A 13,768-nucleotide genomic window follows, 5' to 3' on the forward strand; every position below is an offset into this window, starting at 1 on the left:
AGCACCAGCACCAGCACCAGCACCAGCACCAGCACCAGCACAGCCACCAACACACAGCCGCCGACGACAGCGTAATGCGTCCGCTCCAGCCGCGCTATCCAGTCCGGCCCCAAGGCCGCACTACCGACGCACTAAATCTCGACGACCCTGTCCCACGCGAATTGCGGATTTTCCCACTGCCCGGTGCGCCGGTCGAAATAGCCGCGCGGATTGCAGACCACGCGCGTGCCGTTCACGCTGTAGTCGAACGACGTGTGCGTATGGCCGTGAATCCACAGCGCGACCGGCGCGCGCACCAGCTCCGGCAAATGATTGACAAAGCCGGCCGACGCCCGGTCGTGCGCGTAGCGCTCGGCCAGACTCAGCCGATGCGGCGCGTGATGCGTGACCACGATCGTCTTGCCGCCGAACGGTCTGGCAAGCTCGCCTTCGAGCCACGCGCGCGCCCGGGCGTGCAGCGCGAGCGAGTCGTCGGGCGTGAAGTCGCGCGTGGCGTCGTGGGTGTCGTGCGGCCAGTTAATCTGGATCGGCCCGCGAAAGTCGAGCATGACCTTGCGTGCCGCGTCGAACGAGGCGGCGAGCGTGTCGGGGTCCGCGCCGTACAAAGCGAAGTCGGTCCACAAGGTGGTGCCCAGCACGCGCCAGCGGCCTTGCGGATCGACCAGCGCCGCATTGTTCAGCACATGCACGTTGTCGACCTGCGCAGCCGCGTCGTAAAGCGCGCTTTCGAGCGCGCCGAACTCGCCGTCGTAGTACTCGTGATTGCCGGGCACGTAGACCACCGGCACGACGCCGTCGAAGGTCTGCGCGGCCCAGCGCGGCCCGGCCGCGTGATTGTGGATGTCGCCGGCCAGCACGATCAGATCCGCGTGCGCATGCGGAATCAGCTCGGGCTCGTCGTTTTCCAGATGCAGATCGGACAGCACTCGAATCTTCACGGCCACGGCTCCTGCAAAAGTCCCCGCGTGGGCGGCGGGCTTCAATTCCTAGCGTAGCACCTTGCCCGGGTTCATCAGGTTCAGCGGATCGAGCGCGTGTTTGACCGCGCGCATCAGTTGCAGCTCGACGTCCTGCTTGTAGTGCGCGGCCTCGTCGACTTTCAGCTGGCCGAGCCCGTGTTCCGCGCTGATACTGCCGCGATGCTGGTGCACGCTGTCGTAGACGATCTGGTTGATCGGCGCCTGGTACTGCTGCAGAAACGTCGTCGCGTCGACGCCTTCGGGCGCCTGCACGTTGTAGTGCAGGTTGCCGTCGCCGAGATGGCCGAACGTCACCATGCGCGCGCCCGGCGCCGCCTGCGCGATCGCCGCGTCGGTCGTCTCGATGAAGTGGCCGATGCGCGAGATCGGCACCGCGATGTCGTGCTTGATGTTCAGACCTTCCTCGGCTTGGGCGAGCGGAATATGTTCGCGCAGATTCCAGAACGCGCGCGACTGCGCGAGGTTTTCCGCGACTACGGCGTCCTGCACGAGACCTTCTTCGAGCGCCGTTTCCATCAGATGCTCGAACAGCGCACGCGCGTGTTGCTCGCTTTCGCTGTCCGACAACTCCAGCAGCACGACTTGCGCATGCGGCTCGGCGAACGGATAGCGCATCTGCTCGAAATGCCGGCCGACGAGCCGCAGACAGAAGTCCGACATCAGTTCGAAGCCGGTCAGAAGCGGTCCGGCGATGCGCTGCGTGAGCGACAGGAAGTCGAGCGCCGCATGCGGCGAAGCGAGCGCGGCGAGCGCCGTGACGCGCGCGGCTGGCTGCGGATGCAGCTTGAGCACGGCCGCGGTGATGATGCCGAGCGTGCCTTCCGCGCCGATGAACAGATCGCGCAGATCGTAGCCGGTGTTGTCCTTGCGCAGCCCCCGCAGGCCGTCCCACAGCTCGCCTTGCGGTGTCACCACTTCGAGACCCAGGCACAGCTCGCGCGTATTGCCGTAGCGCAGGACGCCGGTGCCGCCCGCATTGGTGGCGAGATTGCCGCCGATCGTGCAACTGCCTTCGGCGGCGAGGCTCAGCGGGAACAGACGGCCGGCCGCCTCGGCGTGCCGCTGCACGTCGGCGAGGATGACGCCCGCCTCGACGGTGATCGTGTTGTTGTGCGGATCGATGTCGCGTATCCGATTCAGCCGCCGCAAGCTGATGACTGCTTGCGCGCCGCTCTCGTCGGGCGTGGCGCCGCCAGCGAGACCCGTGTTGCCGCCCTGCGGCACGAGCGCGATGCGATGCTCGAACGCGAGCCGCACGAGCGCCGCGACTTCAGCGGGCGTAGCCGGGCACAGCACCGCGCAGGCCGCGCCGGTGTAGCGGCGGCGCCAGTCGGTGAGATACGGGGCGGTGTCGTGCGGGTCGGTCAATACCTGGGTTGCGCCAATGGCGTCACGGCAGGCGGCGAGGAAAGCAGTTCGGGTCATAGCGGTCGGTCGGCGTGGACGGGCGGGAAGGTCGGGTAGGCAGGGTGTCAGGGGTTCGGTTCGGCTGTTTGTCTGGCGGCTTCTTTCGCGGCGCGCTTCGCCGCGCGCTTGAACGGCGCGACGTAGGCCAGCGTGCAGGTAAAGAAGATCACCGCGAGCGCGGCTTGCAGCCAGCCGAGACGGGCGCTCAGTCCATGATCGCTCCAGCCGCGCACGACGCCTTCCGCAAAGTACAGCAGGATCAGCATCGACGCCCATTGCAGCGTGTAGAGCCGGCGCCGCCACACGCCCGGCAACGCGAGCAGCAGCGGCACCGCCTTGAGCACGAGGGCCGAGCCGCCGGGGCGCAACGGCGCGAGCCACCATTCCCACGCGATGGATAGCACGATCAGCGCGAGCAGCGTGGCGGTTGCGCCGAACGCGGCGGCGGCTTCAGGCTGCACGGGTGGCGCCGTGAGCGAGGCGGCCGGTGCGTTTGCGTACGGCGACGCGGCCGTCGCGCTCCGCGCATCCGGCGTGGCGGCCGGTTTGCCCGTTGGCGTGGTCATGGCCTTTCGCTCATCGACGCCGCCGTGCGCGCGACCCGTGCGCCGAGCGCGATGGCGAGGGTCTTTTCGTCGGCGGAGATGCCGTGTGCGGCCGAGCCCGCGCGGGCGAAATGCGACGCGCCGTAAGGCGTGCCGCCGGTTTGCGTGGTGCTCAACGCACTTTCCGTATAAGGGATGCCGACGATCAGCATGCCGTGATGGAGCAGCGGCAGCATCATGGAGATCAGCGTGGTTTCCTGGCCGCCGTGCAGACTGCCGGTGGACGTGAACACGCAGGCCGGTTTGCCGGACAGCGCGCCGGACAGCCACTGAGGCGTGGTGCCGTCGAGAAAGTACTTGAGCGCGGCAGCCATGTTGCCGAACCGGGTGGGCGAGCCGAGCGCGAGGCCGGCGCATTCCTCGAGGTCGCGCAGCTCGACGTAGGGCGGACCTTCGTCGGGAATCTCCGGCTGGGCCGCCTCGCAGACGGTGGAGACCGCCGGCACGGTGCGCACGCGCGCCTGCATGCCGGGAACGCTGTCGACGCCGTGCGCGATCGCCAGCGCGAGTTCGCGAGTGGCGCCGTGACGGCTGTAATAGAGCACGAGAATGTCTTTCATAGGCCTCATCGGTGAACGGGTATTATAGGGGCTGGGTCCGCTGCACAGGCCACCCATGGCCATCCGGCCAGGTCACGCGCGCGGTCCAGCGGCACCGGTTCACGAAGCCAGGAGGTAGGTTTGTTGTCCAAGGTGCGTTTCGATCTCGATACGCTCAAACGACTCGCGCGGTTTGCCGCGCAGCGCATCAGCGAAGACCGTATTCCGCAGGTGGCGGGCAGCCTCACGTTCACGGCGATGCTGGCGCTCGTGCCGCTTGCCACGGTTGCGTTCGCGTTGTTCACCGCGTTTCCGATTTTCAGTTCGTTCCAGGAGTCGCTGCAGCTTTTTCTCGCCGACCACCTGATGCCGGCGCAACTGAACAGTCAGATTTTCAAGTATCTGAACCAGTTCGCGTCCAAGGCGAAAGGGCTGACCACGATCGGCATGATCCTGCTGTTCGTCACGGCGGTGATGACCATGATGACCGTCGAATCCGCGTTCAACGTGATCTGGCGGGTGCGCAAGGCGCGGCCGATCGCGCAGCGCATTCTGGTCTACTGGGCGATCATCACGCTCGGCCCGATTCTGATCGGCGTGAGCCTGTCCATCTCATCGTATCTGTTCACGCAGTCGATGACCTTCACGGCGGCCCAGCGCATCACGCCGGTGATCGAGTGGGCGCTCACCGGCGCCGCGCTGCCGTTGACGGCGCTCGCGTTCACGATTCTCTATGTGTATCTGCCGAACTGCCGCGTGGAGTGGCGCGACGCGGTGATCGGCGGGGTCACCGCCGCGATTGCGTTCGAGCTCGCCAAGCGCGGCTTCGGCTATTACGTGCGCCGCATTCCGACCTACACCGCGGTGTATGGCGCGTTCGCCGCGGTGCCGCTGTTCCTGGTGTGGATGTACCTGTGCTGGTTCATCACGCTCGCGGGCGCCATGATCGCGTCCGCGTTGCCGGCGATTCGCATCGGCCAGTTTCACCGGCCCACGTTCGACGGCAGCAATCTGTTCGACTCGCTCGAACTGCTTGCGCGGCTCTCGGAAGCACGCGACGCGGGCGGGCGCGGTTATACGGTGCCCGAGCTCGCGCGAATGCTTCGTCGCGACATGGACATCACGCTCTACCTGCTGCAGCGGCTCGAGGAGATCGACTGGATCGCGCGGCTGGAGGAGGACAGCGCCGTCACACATTTCCTGTTGCTGGCGAACCCGGCGCAGATCACGGTCGAGCGCCTGTTCGACCTGTTCGTGATCGATCGCGCGGAACTCGCGTATCAGCTCGAACTGAAGTCCACGCGCGTGGACGGCGGCACGCTGTTGGCGTCGCTCGAGAACGACAAGCTGAAGGTGACGCTCGCCGCGCTGCTGGCGGCGCGCGCGTCGGCCAAAGCGGCAGATGCCGGAGCGAGCGAGCGCACCGCGCCTTCAATGCCGCATCAGGCGGCTTGACGAGAAGTGGGGCGGCGAAGGGTGGTTTGCGTGGCGGGCTTAGCGGGGCGGACTGTCGGGTCCCGCGACCCATCGGTCTGCCATGACATGCGTGTGCGCTGACGGCAAGACGGTCGCGGCACGATGCGCGACCATTCAAAACTACAGCGAAATCCTGCCGACGCAGATGTCCCTGAACATCACCCAGTCGCCCATCAGGCTATAAAGCGGATGGCGGAAGGTCGCGGGCCGGTTCTTCTCGAAGAAGAAGTGCCCCACCCATGCGAAACCGTAGCCGCAGATCACGGCCGCCGGCAGCCATAGCCAGTCACCGGTGGCCAGCGCCATCGCGAGACAGCCGATCACGCCGAGCGATCCTACGAAATGCAGCCGCCGCGAGACCAGGTTGCGATGCTCGCTCAAATAGTACGGATAGAACTCCGCGAAGCTCGCGAAGTGATCGGTATGCGCGGTATGAGCCATGATGGCCTCCGATGTGGACGCTTCCTCGCCGTCATGCCCATTGTTCCCGCTTGCTGCGCCACGTGCCGGCATGTCTCGCACGCGTTCGCCAAAGGATGGGCCTGAACCATTGTCCGGCTATCGGACTCCGCGCGCAACCTGGCCATTCGGACGATGGCGCGGCTCGTTCAGCGCGCTTATCCTGCTCATTCGCGTGGGTCACTCGCGGCGCAATCGGGCGACGGCTATCACGCTTCGCGAGGCGGCCTCGACGCGAAACTGAACAGTGCGTCGAGCGTGGCGTCGGGCTGCTCGGTCATCAATGAGTGGCCCGCTTCGAGCGTGACGGTGTCGACTGGCGCGCCCGCTTGCGCCAGCGCGTCGGCGAGCGCTTTGGCCGCGCGCGGCGGCGTCATCGCATCGCGCCGGCCGACGATCAGCCGGGTCGCGCAGCGCACCTGCGCGGCACGCGCGAGGCCGTCCGCGTAGGTGTTGCACGCGGTGAAGTCGGTGTGGAACAACTGCGGCTCGCCGCGCGCCGCGACCCGTTCCATCAGCCGCTGGTTCATGCCGTGCAGCCAGAAGCCCGGGCCTGGGCAGGAAGGCTTGGCGGCGAGCGTCGAATGCGACCATTGGTTGACCATGCCGATCGCATCCGGCTCGCGATGCAGCGCGGCGTCGAGCAACGCGTCGGACACCGCCATCGGCATCGCGGTGGCGAGTAGCGCGAGATGCGTCGCGCGCTGCGGGTAGCGGCTGGCGAAGTCGAGCGCGACGAGCGAGCCCATGCTGTGGCCGGCCACGAAGGCGCGCTGCACGCCGGCGGCGTCGAGCAGGGCGGCGAGCCAGTCGGCCATCGCCGTTATGGTGGTCAGCGCCGGGCCACCGCTGCGGCAATGGCCGGGCAGATCCACCGCCAGCACGCCGAAGCCATGGTGCGCGAAGTAACGGCTTTGCAATGCCCACACACTGTGGTCGTGCTCGGCGCCGTGGATCAAGACCGCGGTCGGCAGACCGGTGTCGAAGGGCTTGCCGCCGGTGTACGCGTAGGCGGGTTTGCCTTGGACGGTGAGGATCATGTGGACTCCGGGCGGGATTGCACTGCGGCGCCGGATTGTCCGGGCACGCTGGTTTTCGCGGCTGGGGCTGGGGCTGCGGCGTTGGACGCCTTCGCTGCGCCGCTACGCGTCGCGGCCGCGCCGGCCGATTTTTGCGCGGCCTTCAGCGCGCCTTTGAGGTCGTCGATCAGATCGTCGGGATCTTCGAGGCCGATCGACAGGCGAATCGTGCCTTCAGTGATCCCGGCGGCGGCGAGTGCGTCCGCATCCATGCGGAAGTGCGTGGTCGATGCGGGATGGATCACCAGCGAGCGCGCGTCGCCGACATTCGCGAGGTGCGAGAACAGCGACAACGCTTCGATGAAACTGCGGCCGGCGGCGCGGTCGCCACGCAGATTGAAGCTGAACACCGCGCCCGCGCCGCGCGGCAGCAGACGCTGTGCGAGCGCGTGGTCGGGATGCGTCGGCAGCTCCGGATAGGCGACCGTTTCGACCGCGTCATGACTGACAAGAAACTCGACCACGCGGCGCGTGTTGGCGACGTGCCGCTCCATGCGCAAAGGCAATGTCTCGATGCCTTGCAGCAGTTGCCATGCGGCCTGCGGATGCAGACAAGCGCCGAAATCGCGCAGGCCTTCGCGGCGCGCGCGCAGCAGGAACGGCGCGACGGTGCTTTCCTCGCTGAACACCATGTCGTGAAAGCCCTCATACGGCTCGGTGAATTCGGGAAAGCGGCCGGACGCATCGAAGTCGAACGTGCCGCCGTCCACCAGCACGCCGCCGATCGTCGTGCCGTGGCCGCCCAGGAACTTGGTGGCCGAGTGATACACGAAGTCGGCGCCATGCTCGAACGGTCTGAGCAGGTAGGGCGTCGTGAAGGTCGAGTCGACCAGCAGCGGTACACGGTGCTCATGCGCGATCTGCGCGACGGCGGCGAGATCGAGCACGTCGAGTCCGGGGTTGCCGAGCGTCTCGCCGAACAGCAGCCGCGTATTCGGCCGCAGCGCGGCGCGCCACGCGTCGAGGTCGCCGGGTTTGACGAAGGTCGTCTCGATGCCGAAGCGCTTCAACGTGTAGTGCAGCAGGTTGTGCGAGCCGCCGTACAGCGCGCTGGAGGCGACGATGTGAGAGCCCGCGCCCATCAGCGTGACAATGGCCAGATGCAAGGCCGCCTGGCCGCTCGCGGTGCCGATCGCGCCGGCGCCGTTTTCGAGCGCGGCCACGCGTTCCTCGAACACGGCCACCGTCGGGTTCGAGATGCGCGAGTAGACATGGCCGGCGCGCTCCATGTTGAAGAGCGCCGCGGCGTGGTCCGAGTCGCGGAAAGAAAACGAGGTGGTCTGGTAAATCGGTGTGGCGCGCGCGCCGGTGGCGGGGTCGGGAGCGGCGCCGGCATGCAGCGCAAGCGTGTCGAAACGGTTGGCGGACATCGTGGGCGGCGGGGCCACGAGCGGCCCTCGCGAAAGGGGAAAGTGGCGGCCATCGTATCACCGGCATGGCTCGCAGCAAGCGCGGTTTTCCCGATACGCGTGCCCGGCGCGATCCGGATTCGAGATCGCGAGCGCCCGCCAGGCCTTGGTGGGCGGGCCGCTTTCCTTTTATGGGCCTTTCCGCTAGGATCGAAAATCATTCATGTAGTGCCAGCTTAGCGGGTATCACGGAGACAGATCATGCGAGTCAGCGACATTCTTAAAGTCAAAGGCAACACCCTTTTCACGGTCACACCGGATACCACGCTGCACGACGCAGTCAATACGATGGCCGAGCACGATATCGGCTCGCTGGTCGTGATGGAGTACGGCGATCTCGTCGGCATGCTGACGTTCCGCGAAATCATTCTGACGCTGAGCGAGAACGGAGGCAGCGTCGGCACCTCCACGATCCGCAAGGTCATGGACGACCATCCGCTCACTTGCACGCCTGAAACGGACGTCAACGAAGTCCGCCGCATGATGCTCGAACATCACGTGCGTTATTTGCCGGTGATGGAAAGCCGCACGCTGATGGGCGTGATTTCGTTCTACGACGTGGCGAAGGCGGTGGTCGAAGAGCAGGGTTTCGAAAACCGCATGCTCAAGGCCTATATCCGCGACTGGCCGGAAGAGCAGCAGGACCAGCAACCCGTGCGTTAATGCGCGGTGACTGACCGTCCGCGCTCGCAGGTGTCGCGATGAGCGTGAGCAGGCAGACAAGGCGCGCGCGAAAGCGTGCGCTTTTTTTGTGTCCGTCGTTTTTGCGCCCGGTGACACTGCGGGCAGCCCGCCGCGGCGATAGCCGATGCGCGCATTGGAATCACGAGCCGGCGCGATGTCCCGCGCGGTGAACAGCCTGCGTCCCGCGCTGCTTACGGCGCTTTCTCCCGTTCTTCAAACTTCATGAGCGATCGTCCGTTGCCTGCCGCCCGCCGCGCCGCCCGTGCGCAAGCGGCGCACGAATCCCAGTTCCGGTTGCTCAACCAGCGCCGTTTTGCGCCGTTTTTCTGGACGCAGTTCCTCGGCGCGATGAACGACAATGTGTTCAAGATCGGCTTTACGTCGCTCGTCACCTATCAGGCGGCGCGTTTTTCCGGTGTCGATCCGAAAACCGCGGCGTTCCTGATTTCGGCAATTTTCATCCTGCCGTTCGTGCTGTTCTCGGCCACTTCCGGCCAGATCGCCGACAAGTACGACAAGGCCGTGCTCACGCGGCTCGTCAAGAGCTTCGAGATCGCCGTGATGCTGGTCGGCGGCGCCGGATTCTGGTTGCATAGCGCGCCGTTGCTGTATCTGTGCACGTTTCTGATGGGCGTCCATTCGACCGTGTTCGGCCCCGTCAAATATTCGTATTTGCCGCAGCATCTGTCGCAGGCGGAACTGGTCGGCGGCAACGGCATGGTCGAGATGGGCACCTTCGTCGCGATCCTGATCGGCACGATCGTCGGCGGCGCGGGCGCGGGTCTCGCCGAGCATGGCGCGGTGGTGCTGGCCGGCGCCTGCGTCGCGATTGCGCTCCTGGGGCGCGTCGTGTCGAGCTTCGTGCCGGCCACGGCCGCGCCGCAACCCGATCTGCGCATCAACTGGAATCCGTTCAGCGAGACGTGGCGCAACCTGGCGTTGGCGCGCGAAAACCGCACCGTGTTTCTCAGCCTGCTGGGTATTTCCTGGCTGTGGTTCGTCGGCGCGACGTTCTTGTCGTCGTTTTTCAGCTTCGCGAAGAACGTGCTGTCCGCGAATCCGGATGTCGTGACCGTGCTGCTCGGCACTTTCTCGATCGGCATCGGTATTGGTTCGCTGCTGTGCGAAAAGCTCTCGAAGCGGCGTATCGAAATCGGTCTCGTGCCGCTCGGCTCGATCGGCATGAGCGTGTTCGCGATCGATCTGTTTTTCGCGAGCCACGCGCTGCCGCCGGCGGGGCACCTGTTGAGCGTCGGCGAGTTTCTCGGGCGGCTCGCGCACTGGCGCGTGCTGGCCGATCTGTTCCTGCTCGCGATGTTCGGCGGCTTTTACAGCGTGCCGCTGTATGCGCTGATCCAGAGCCGCAGTCAGCCGAGCCACCGGGCGCGCATCATCGCCGCGAACAACATTCTGAATTCGCTGTTCATGATCGTCTCGGCGCTGATGGCGATGGGCCTGACCGCGGCCGGCTTCAGCATTCCGGCGATCTTCCTCGTTACCGCGCTGCTGAACATCGCCGTCGCGACCTACATCTATTCGCTGGTGCCGGAGTTTCTGCTGCGCTTCATCGCGTGGGTGCTGGTGCATACGTTCTACCGGATTCGCCTCGTGCATGCGGAGCGGATTCCGGAGGAGGGCGCGGCCGTGCTCGTGTGCAACCACGTGAGTTTCGTCGACGCGATCGTGATCATGGCCGAGAGCCCGCGGCCGATCCGTTTCGTCATGGATCACCAGATCTTCAAGTCGCGGTTCGCGGGCTGGGTGTTTCGTCATGCGAAGGCAATTCCGATCGCGCCGGCGCATCAGGATGCCGAATTGCTCGCGCAAGCCTACGAGCGTTGCGCGCGGGCGCTGGCCCACGGTGAACTGGTTTGCGTCTTCCCCGAAGGCAAGCTCACCCCAACCGGCGAGATGAATCCGTTCCGTCACGGCGTGAGCGAGATCGTCAAGCGCACGCCGGCGCCGGTCATCCCCATGGCGCTGCGCGGCCTGTGGGGCAGCGTGTTTTCCCGTGCCGACGACGCGCGCTGGCCGCGGCCGATCCGCAAGGGTGTGATGAGCCGGCTGAGTCTCGCGGTGGGCGAGCCGATCGACCCGGCGCTGGCCACGCCCGAGACGTTGCAGCAGATCGTCACCGAGTTGCGCGGTGCGCGAAAGTAGCGGATGGGGACGCCATGCGGCAGGTTGTCGACGAGACGGTGGCTCGAGTTGGGACGAAAAGCGCGGCCGACGCCAATATGACGGCGCGCCCTACAGCTGAAGCGAAAATTCCTGTCGATGGCAGCGGGTATGCCGACAGGCCGCGCGAACTCTCGCAAGCCCACGGCTCAATCGGCCCAAGCCGATTGGCCACGCGCGCCGCGCAACGCGTTCCACACGCGATGGGGCTGGCATAATAGTGCCTTCCCCGCATTTCTTTGGACGACGCCCATGTCCGGCAACACGCTCGGTACGCTTTTCACTGTCACGACCTTCGGCGAATCGCACGGCCCCGCTATCGGCTGTGTGATCGATGGCTGCCCGCCGGGCATGGCGCTCGAAGAAGCCGACATCCAGTTCGAACTCGACCGCCGCAAGCCCGGCACGTCGCGCCACGTCACGCAGCGTCAGGAAGAAGACAAGGTCGAGATCCTGTCGGGCGTGTTCGAAGGCCAGACCACGGGCGCGCCGATCGCGCTGCTGATCCGCAACACCGATCAGCGCAGCAAGGACTACGGCAACATCGCCGACACGTTCCGTCCGGGCCACGCCGACTACACCTACTGGCAGAAATACGGCATCCGCGACTATCGCGGCGGCGGCCGGTCGTCGGCGCGCCTGACCGCGCCCACGGTGGCGGCGGGCGCGGTCGCGAAGAAGTGGCTGCGCGAAAAGTTCGGCACCGAGATTCGCGGCTATATGGCCGCGCTCGGCGAGATTGACGTGCCGTTCGTCGACTGGGCGCAGGTGCGCGAAAATCCGTTCTTTGCGCCGAACGCCGGGATCGTGCCGCAGCTCGAAGCGTACATGGACGCGCTGCGTAAAGACGGCGACTCGATCGGCGCGCGCATCAACGTCGTGGCCTCCGGCGTGCCGGTCGGCTTCGGCGAGCCGCTGTTCGACCGGCTCGACGCCGACATCGCCCACGCCATGATGGGCATCAACGCGGTGAAGGGTGTCGAGATCGGCGCGGGCTTCGCGAGTGTCGCGCAACGCGGCTCCGTGCACGGCGACGAATTGACGCCCGAGGGCTTCGTCGGCAATCACGCGGGTGGCGTGCTCGGCGGCATTTCGACCGGGCAGGACATCACGGTGTCGATCGCGATCAAGCCGACTTCGAGCATCCGCACGCCGCGCCGTTCGATCGACAAGGCGGGGCAACCGGCCATCGTCGAAACGTTCGGACGGCATGACCCGTGCGTTGGCATTCGCGCCACGCCGATCGCCGAATCGATGCTCGCGCTGGTGCTGATCGACCACGCGCTGCGCCATCGCGCGCAATGCGGCGATGTCTCGGTCACTACGCCGAAGATCGCTGCGAGTGCGCCGTAACTCGCGTTCGTTGAACGTCCTCGGACTCGCCGCGCACGCGGTGTGGTCTTCATGGCCGAGTTGAACGCCGCAGTGGCGGGTTTGGCAGATCACCAGCTCGCCACGCTACGCGCGCGGGCCGCCGCGCCGGATGCCGTCGCCGCCGACTGCTTCGCGTTCGGCCATCTCCTGTTGCAGCACGCCGGTCGCGACAAAACCCGTCAGCGCGAGGCGCTCGCCGCACTGGTGCGCGCCTATCAGCTCGATCCCGCATGCGAACCCTCGTTGCTCGCCACGATTGCCCAAACGGCCTTCGTCGTGCGCGACTGGGCGCTGGTCGACTCCGCGACCGCGCTGGTGCTGTCGCACAACGCCGAAGACGCCAACGCGCTGATCTGGCGTGCCGCCGCCGTGCAGGAGCGCGACGACTTCGCCTCCGCCGAGCGCTTGCTGCGCGAAGCGTTACGCGTCGTGCCGGGCAATCCGGTGGTGCTTCACAAGCTGGCGCTGTGCATCAAGGAGCAGGCGCGTTTCGCGCAAGCCGAGGCGCTGCTCGGACAGGTATTGGCGATCTCGCCGAACAACGCGTACGCGCAGTTCGATCTGTCGGAACTTGAAATCCGCGCGGGCCGTTTCGCTGACGGTTGGGCGCATTATGAGTCGCGCGTCGCAACGGCCGACGATCTGAACAACGCCCAACAGGCGCTCGCGGCGATCAGCGCGCGTTGGCAGGGCGAGCCGCTGGCCGGCAGGACGCTGGTGGTGTACGGCGAGCAGGGCAATGGCGACTGCCTGTGGGCGGTGCGCTTTCTGCCGCTGCTGGCCGAGCGGGCGCGGCGCGAAGGCGGGCGGGTGATCTTCGGTTAACGACGGCCCGTTGCGGCATCTATTCGAACGGATGCTGCCCGCCGACCTGACGCTCGAAACGAGTCTGGACACGCGGCCCGATTTCCATTGCGGATTGATGAGCCTGCCGCTGCGGCTCGGTATCGTCGATGCCACCGGCTGGGGTGCGCCGTATCTGCGAGCCGATCCGGCGCTCGTGCAGACGTGGCGCGCGAAGGTCGGCGCGCAAATCGCCGCTGTGCGAGGCAATCTCAAAGTTGGTCTGGTGTGGAACGGCAATCCGGAGCATATCCGCGACAAACGGCGCTCGGTGCCCATCGAGCAAATCGAGCCGCTATTGAGCGTGGCAAACGTGAGCTTTTTTGCGTTATCGCCGGGGCGTGGCGAGACGGTCGCGCGATGGTGCGCCAAGGGCTTCGACGTCGTCGACATGACCCGTCACTTTCAGTTCGGTTTTGACGATGTCGCCGCCTTGCTGGTCAATATGGATCTGCTCGTGACGATCGACAGTGGGCCCGCGCATCTGGCGGGGGCGCTCGGCGTGCCGACCTGCCTGATGGTCGATCACGTATCCGCGTGGTTCTGGGGCGAAGGGTCGCAGCCGACTGGCTGGTACGATTCGATCGAGTTGATCCGGCAACCGCAGGTCGGCGACTGGGCGCCGGTGGTGAGCAAAGTGCGGGAACGGATTGAGGCGATGGCGCGTCATTGAACTTTTGCCTTCGCAGCGCGGGCGTTGCACCGCGCACTGCGAAGGCAAACAGGAGATCGCTT

General features: G+C 66.2%; 11 protein-coding genes and 1 pseudogene. 5 read left to right on the forward strand and 7 right to left on the reverse strand.

The window, feature by feature from the left end; translation table 11 throughout:
* Positions 1 to 131: 131 nt before the first annotated feature.
* From PQR02_RS37645 to wrbA, 4 genes are read right to left on the reverse strand one after another with little or no spacing between them, the layout of a single operon-like run.
* Positions 132 to 938, reverse strand: a complete 807-nt coding sequence (locus tag PQR02_RS37645; RefSeq protein WP_408242919.1) for a metallophosphoesterase — start codon at positions 936 to 938, stop codon at positions 132 to 134.
* 48 nt (positions 939 to 986) lie between these two features.
* Complete coding sequence (locus PQR02_RS37650; protein WP_408242920.1) at positions 987 to 2,405, reverse strand: FAD-binding oxidoreductase; 1,419 nt, start codon at positions 2,403 to 2,405, stop codon at positions 987 to 989.
* 47 nt (positions 2,406 to 2,452) lie between these two features.
* Positions 2,453 to 2,953: a DUF2069 domain-containing protein gene (locus PQR02_RS37655; RefSeq protein WP_408242921.1), complete on the reverse strand. Its 501-nt coding sequence runs from the start codon at positions 2,951 to 2,953 to the stop codon at positions 2,453 to 2,455.
* Complete coding sequence (gene wrbA / locus PQR02_RS37660; protein ID WP_408242922.1) at positions 2,950 to 3,552, reverse strand: NAD(P)H:quinone oxidoreductase; 603 nt, start codon at positions 3,550 to 3,552, stop codon at positions 2,950 to 2,952. Before wrbA ends, PQR02_RS37655 begins: the two co-directional genes overlap by 4 nt.
* A 120-nt stretch (positions 3,553 to 3,672) precedes the next feature.
* On the opposite strand from wrbA, the gene PQR02_RS37665 reads away from it, so the two are divergent.
* Positions 3,673 to 4,986 (forward strand): YihY family inner membrane protein, encoded by a 1,314-nt coding sequence (locus PQR02_RS37665; RefSeq protein ID WP_408242923.1) that lies wholly within the window; start codon positions 3,673 to 3,675, stop codon positions 4,984 to 4,986.
* A 141-nt stretch (positions 4,987 to 5,127) separates the two neighbouring features.
* Here PQR02_RS37665 and PQR02_RS37670 read toward each other — a convergent pair whose 3' ends face one another.
* The 3 genes from PQR02_RS37670 to PQR02_RS37680 all read right to left on the reverse strand — a co-directional run bounded on the left by PQR02_RS37670 (position 5,128) and on the right by PQR02_RS37680 (position 7,915).
* Complete coding sequence (locus PQR02_RS37670; protein ID WP_408242924.1) at positions 5,128 to 5,448, reverse strand: Mpo1-like protein; 321 nt, start codon at positions 5,446 to 5,448, stop codon at positions 5,128 to 5,130.
* A gap of 227 nt (positions 5,449 to 5,675) precedes the next feature.
* Positions 5,676 to 6,506 (reverse strand): alpha/beta fold hydrolase, encoded by an 831-nt coding sequence (locus PQR02_RS37675; RefSeq protein WP_408242925.1) that lies wholly within the window; start codon positions 6,504 to 6,506, stop codon positions 5,676 to 5,678.
* Entirely contained in the window at positions 6,503 to 7,915 is a 1,413-nt protein-coding gene (locus PQR02_RS37680) for an O-acetylhomoserine aminocarboxypropyltransferase (protein WP_408242926.1), read from the reverse strand. Before PQR02_RS37680 ends, PQR02_RS37675 begins: the two co-directional genes overlap by 4 nt.
* Positions 7,916 to 8,155: 240 nt before the next feature.
* On the opposite strand from PQR02_RS37680, the gene PQR02_RS37685 reads away from it, so the two are divergent.
* The 4 genes and pseudogenes from PQR02_RS37685 to PQR02_RS37700 all read left to right on the forward strand — a co-directional run bounded on the left by PQR02_RS37685 (position 8,156) and on the right by PQR02_RS37700 (position 13,706).
* A complete protein-coding gene (locus PQR02_RS37685) occupies positions 8,156 to 8,617 on the forward strand; it encodes a CBS domain-containing protein (RefSeq protein ID WP_408242927.1) in 462 nt (153 codons plus the stop codon).
* A gap of 243 nt (positions 8,618 to 8,860) precedes the next feature.
* Positions 8,861 to 10,798, forward strand: coding sequence for an MFS transporter (locus tag PQR02_RS37690; protein ID WP_408242928.1), 1,938 nt, complete (start codon positions 8,861 to 8,863; stop codon positions 10,796 to 10,798).
* 270 nt (positions 10,799 to 11,068) lie between these two features.
* On the forward strand, positions 11,069 to 12,169 hold the full coding sequence (gene aroC / locus PQR02_RS37695; RefSeq protein ID WP_408242929.1) for a chorismate synthase: 1,101 nt from the start codon (positions 11,069 to 11,071) through the stop codon (positions 12,167 to 12,169).
* A gap of 51 nt (positions 12,170 to 12,220) precedes the next feature.
* Positions 12,221 to 13,706: pseudogene (locus PQR02_RS37700) on the forward strand (tetratricopeptide repeat protein).
* Positions 13,707 to 13,768: the final 62 nt, after the last annotated feature.

Source organism: Paraburkholderia sediminicola, from assembly GCF_046026895.1.
GTDB classification, from domain to species: domain Bacteria; phylum Pseudomonadota; class Gammaproteobacteria; order Burkholderiales; family Burkholderiaceae; genus Paraburkholderia; species Paraburkholderia sediminicola_C.